The following is a 4,248-nucleotide window of genomic DNA, read 5'->3' on the forward strand; positions in this document are numbered from 1 at the left end:
AGCTTTGTCCAGTGCCTGCCGTTCGGCTTCCGGGGTCTGTTGATCAGTGCTGGACATCGTATGTCCTTACGCTGTTCGACGACCACGGCGGGGGAATGAGCGGCGCGATCTTGACACACTTGCTTGCCTCCTCCCAAGACACCCGCACGGTGACGGCGACAAGACCTTTGCAGCTCGACACGAGAATCGAAAAATCCGCGTGTTCGACCTCTTTGGCGAAGATATCAACTGCTTCCGCAGCTTTGTTCACCACTGAGGCCAGGCTCGGGTTGTCGGGGTTCTGCGTCAACTCCCACAACTCATCATCGATGAGCACGGGATTCAAAAACCCCAGTATAGGGAACCGACCATCGCCACTGACCGGGCGGACCAAACCGACCGTTTTACTGATATCGCTCATAGTAGTGCTCCTTTCGGATAGACACCGAGCAACATCGCCCATCGGGTGAGTTACCCGATGGGTTGATTACAAATGCGGACAGGCCGCAACCTACATGCTACTGATAGTAGCCACGAGGTTGACTAAACATGGCAAGGGATGCCTGCAACGTCAATGTAAGCTTTCTTCCGCTGAGAGAGTTGGCAGTCACGAATGACGAGTCGCCACGGAGCGATCAGCACGGTATAGCTAAACCGCTGCTTCCGCCAGCTAGGGGCTATCGTCTACACTAACGTGATCAAACACTCCTGATGGAAGTAAGTGTATTAAGCCTTTATGTGCTAGGACAACTCCCATGAGAAGTTCAACCAAGAGGCCGTACCGGTTTGCGATAATATTGGTTAGTATCGCCAGCATCTTCCCTACATTCGCAGTTCTAGTGGCAGGTTCTCCCAGCTATGGTTTAGTTTCAGAGCTTTGGAAGTACATACCGGTCCCCGTTCTCTTGTTGGTTGCTTTCGTCCTGTGTAGTGGTCAAGTAGATTTGGCCACCGTCATTTGAGCGTTCCAGTAGTTTTGTTCCGCTGCATTCGGCGGTAATCCGCCGTTGCTTTGGTGCGGTCGCACCTGACTGTAATACCCAATAATGTAATCACTGATAGACTGCTTTGCAGCCGGAAAATTCTGGTAGCCAGTCTCAGGAATCCACTCCGTTTTTAGGCTCCTGAAGAACCGTTCGGTTGGCGCATTGTCCCAGCAGTTACCACGGCGGCTAAGGCTCTGCTCCATTCGATAACGCCATAACAGTTGCCGGAATCCCAGACTCGTGTACTGGCATCCCTGATCTGAATGAAACAGAACGCCTTCAGGTTCTTCTCGCGATTCATAAGCCATTGTAAGCGCTTTCTTTACCAGCGCTGTATCTGGTGACAGAGACAGGGCCCAACCAACGGGCTTGCGCGCGAACAGATCCAGTACCACCGCTAGGTAGGCCCAGCGAGCGCCTGTCCAAATATAGGTAATATCGCCGGACCAGGCTGTGTTGGGCTGCTGCACATCGAACTCCCGATCCAGTAGGTTCGGAATATCAACATGTGGTTGCTCTGCCTTCTTGTACTTGTGCGACGGCATCTGGGTGCTTTCCAGGCCCAGCAGCTTCATCCTGCGGCCTGCACGGTACCGACTAAGAGGGGTTCCGCTTTGCGTCACAATCGTTGCGACAGTTCTAGCTCCCGCAGATCCATTGCTGACTTTGTGCGCGGCCTTGACCAGTGCCTGCAACCGTAATTCTTCAGGTTTGAAACCAGTAGGTCTGTCGCGCCACGCCCGGTAGCTACTGCGATGAACCTCAAAGACCTGACAAAGACGCTGCACAGCGTAGCTCTCCTGAAGTTGCTCGATTATCGAGAACTGTTCAGTGAGTCCGACATCAAGAGAGCTGTAGCCTTTTTTAGAATTTCTTTTTCCTCTTCAACACGCCTGAGCTTACGCTCTAACTCCTGGATGCGTTGCTGTTCCGGTGTAATTGCGTGTCCTGCAGGTGCCTTACCTCCTCGTTCTGAGCGGAGCTTTCGCACCCATGATTCCATCGTCGATTTACTCACTCCCATGGCCTCGCAGGCGGCCCTGATTGTATAGCTATGATCCACAACCAGCTGAGCGGCTTCCAGTTTGAACTCCGGGTCAAATCTTCTTCTTGTGGTGGTCATTCGTTCACCTGATCCTTATTACGAGTGATAATATCACTCAAAGTCAGGTGGCCAAATTCACTATGCCACTACACCTGATCGTCTACGGCTTCATCGGTCTAGGTCGAGGCACTAAGTTGATAGGGTTCAAGGCGTACGTTGTACCATCATTTTTTTTAGCTGCAGCGGCGGTTCCAGTTACATTTGTTTTCACGTTGGTGGTTCTAAAAGTAGGTGGTTTTGTTGGGTAGGGCACATAGCAAATCAAGGCAGCAAGGGCTCTTCGCGCCGGGATCGTTTAACAGCGGCCACTGCTTGAAGTGTTAGGCGGATTCATGATGATCGCAGTAGTACTCCTCGTCATTGGATACGCATTGGTCAGTTTGATTGCGATTGTGTATCTGTTACGGAGATGCACGAAGATTCAGGAGACTAATTTAAGGCTGCTAGCGAAGTCAGCCAGTCTCGCGCTGTTTTTGACTCCAACAGTATCTGTCCCGGCCACTATTCCAATACCTGCCGTTTTGCAGCTATGTATCGGTATTCTAGCTGTACATCCAGGTTTAGCCCTCGTTGGGCTTTTGCCAATCGTTGTCGCAACGATAGCTTGTTTCTTGTTGCTAAAAGCAACTAAGTTGCTTAGGAAGTTGGTTTATGGTGAACCATCCGCCTAATAAGCATGGATGTCTCGGTTACTGCGTTGTGCTCCGTATCCGCAACTGCGAGCGTTAACCCTTCAAAGAGGTCGGGCATGGATATTCAAATTAGCAACGAAAGTATTAATGATGCGGCGCGAATACATGAAGTTACAGAGGAGGCATTCTTAAATGCTCCCCATACGGATCATACAGAGCAGTTCATTGTTGAAGCTCTTCGTCGTGCGGCAGCGTTAACGATCTCTCGTGTGGCTAAAGTTGACGGAGAGATTATTGGCCATGTTGCAATTTCCCCCGTCACTTTATCAACCGGCGCAACCGGCTGGTTTGGTCTTGGACCAATATCTGTTCTCCCTGTGCTTCAAGGACGCGGTGTGGGATCTAAGTTAATGAAAAGCACTCTTGCCGCCCTTAAGGCAATGGGTGCATGTGGCTGCGTAGTGCTTGGTGATCCTGATTATTATGGCCGTTTTGGATTCAGGGTTGTAGATGGGCTGGTTTTTCCCGGTGTGCTCGCTGAGTATTTTCAGGGGCTGTCGTTTTCCGGCGAGATCCCGCAAGGGGTGGTATCTTACCATGAGGCATTCTCAACTCAGGGTTAAAAAGGCCAAGCACTGCGACAGCTTCTCCGTTGTGGCTTCGCCTTCGCTACAAAGCTGCCCGTGTCGGCGGCGTTGAACTCTCAGGATTCTGCTGCCAGCCAATGATAGTGGACGATGGGCTTTAATCCGTTTTAATAACATTAATACAGATTATTAAAGGACCCCTCTCATGCCGAAAGCAGGCCAGGCACGTGTCCCGACCACAGCAGAATGGCAACGGGTCTTCGAGGTCATCCAGGACCATCGCCACCCGGAAAAGAATACTGCGATCATGCAGATCAGCGCGAAACTTGGCCTGCGTGCCCAAGAGATCGCCCTGCTCCAGATCAAGGAGATTGCCCGCCTGAAGAAATCCCCGCCCGGGTTTACCCTGTATAAAGTGATGTCGCTGCCGGCGGCCTACACCAAGGGTGCCAATGCCATGGGGCGATCAAGACCCAGGTATGCACGGCGAACCGTGAGTTTCTCCGTCGAGGCGTTTGACCAGGTTGTCGCGCAGATTGTCGATCTGGCGAAAGCCGGTATAGAAGTAGATCCAAAGCGTTTTTATCCCACGGTCAAGAAGCGCGCTGGGCAATCGCGGGACCTACCGCTCGTGGACGAGGATCTGAGGGAAGCGCTGGCGACCTACCTGGCTTTACGGCTCGACAAGCACCCCCTCTGTCAGGATAGATGTCGTGTCCATTTTTCACTCTAAATCTCAAGGAGGGGGCGGTCAGTGAGACCAGCGTGGGACAATATAGCGAGGAGTTCAAAGAACAGGCGGTCAGGCGACTGATGCCGCCCAACGCCCAATCCGTGGCACAGGTCAGTCGGGATCTCGGCGTCTCTGATGTCAGCCTGTACAATTGGCGTAACCAATACCGTGATCGAGGTAACGCCGTGCCCGCAGACCCATCCAATCCAGAGAACTGGAGCGGCAA

Annotated in this window: 5 protein-coding genes; 3 read left to right on the plus strand and 2 right to left on the minus strand. The window is 52.2% G+C overall.

Annotation, left to right across the window (positions count from 1 at the left end; translation table 11 throughout):
* Nucleotides 1–43: 43 nt before the first annotated feature.
* Nucleotides 44–400: a hypothetical protein gene (locus tag G533_RS0119075; protein WP_027951281.1), complete on the minus strand. Its 357-nt coding sequence runs from the start codon at nucleotides 398–400 to the stop codon at nucleotides 44–46.
* 513 nt (nucleotides 401–913) lie between these two features.
* Nucleotides 914–2,088, minus strand: a protein-coding gene (locus tag G533_RS0119080; protein WP_144079961.1) for an IS3 family transposase whose coding sequence is annotated in 2 segments (ribosomal slippage) — nucleotides 914–1,833 and nucleotides 1,833–2,088 — 1,176 coding nt in all. Because the reading frame shifts where the segments join, the coding sequence is not laid out codon by codon here.
* Nucleotides 2,089–2,818: 730 nt separating this feature from the next.
* Here G533_RS0119080 and G533_RS24315 point away from each other — a divergent pair.
* The 3 genes from G533_RS24315 to G533_RS24320 all read left to right on the plus strand — a co-directional run.
* Nucleotides 2,819–3,325 carry a GNAT family N-acetyltransferase gene (locus G533_RS24315; RefSeq protein WP_084639178.1) on the plus strand — a complete coding sequence of 169 codons (507 nt, stop codon included), beginning with the start codon at nucleotides 2,819–2,821 and terminating at the stop codon, nucleotides 3,323–3,325.
* A gap of 169 nt (nucleotides 3,326–3,494) precedes the next feature.
* Nucleotides 3,495–4,022: a hypothetical protein gene (locus tag G533_RS23015; RefSeq protein WP_035529262.1), complete on the plus strand. Its 528-nt coding sequence runs from the start codon at nucleotides 3,495–3,497 to the stop codon at nucleotides 4,020–4,022.
* A 32-nt stretch (nucleotides 4,023–4,054) separates the two neighbouring features.
* Nucleotides 4,055–4,248: transposase (locus tag G533_RS24320; RefSeq protein WP_158413448.1), on the plus strand; the 194-nt coding region annotated here is incomplete at its 3' end.

The sequence above is a fragment of the Haliea salexigens DSM 19537 genome (genome assembly GCF_000423125.1).
Lineage (GTDB): Bacteria > Pseudomonadota > Gammaproteobacteria > Pseudomonadales > Halieaceae > Haliea > Haliea salexigens.

What these genes read in the sequence shown, in the direction of transcription:
- G533_RS0119075 (WP_027951281.1), bottom strand. Translation starts at nt 400, where the DNA reads ATGAGCGATATCAGTAAAACGGTCGGTTTGGTCCGCCCGGTCAGTGGC.
- G533_RS24315 (WP_084639178.1), top strand. Translation starts at nt 2,819, where the DNA reads ATGGATATTCAAATTAGCAACGAAAGTATTAATGATGCGGCGCGAATA.
- G533_RS23015 (WP_035529262.1), top strand. Translation starts at nt 3,495, where the DNA reads ATGCCGAAAGCAGGCCAGGCACGTGTCCCGACCACAGCAGAATGGCAA.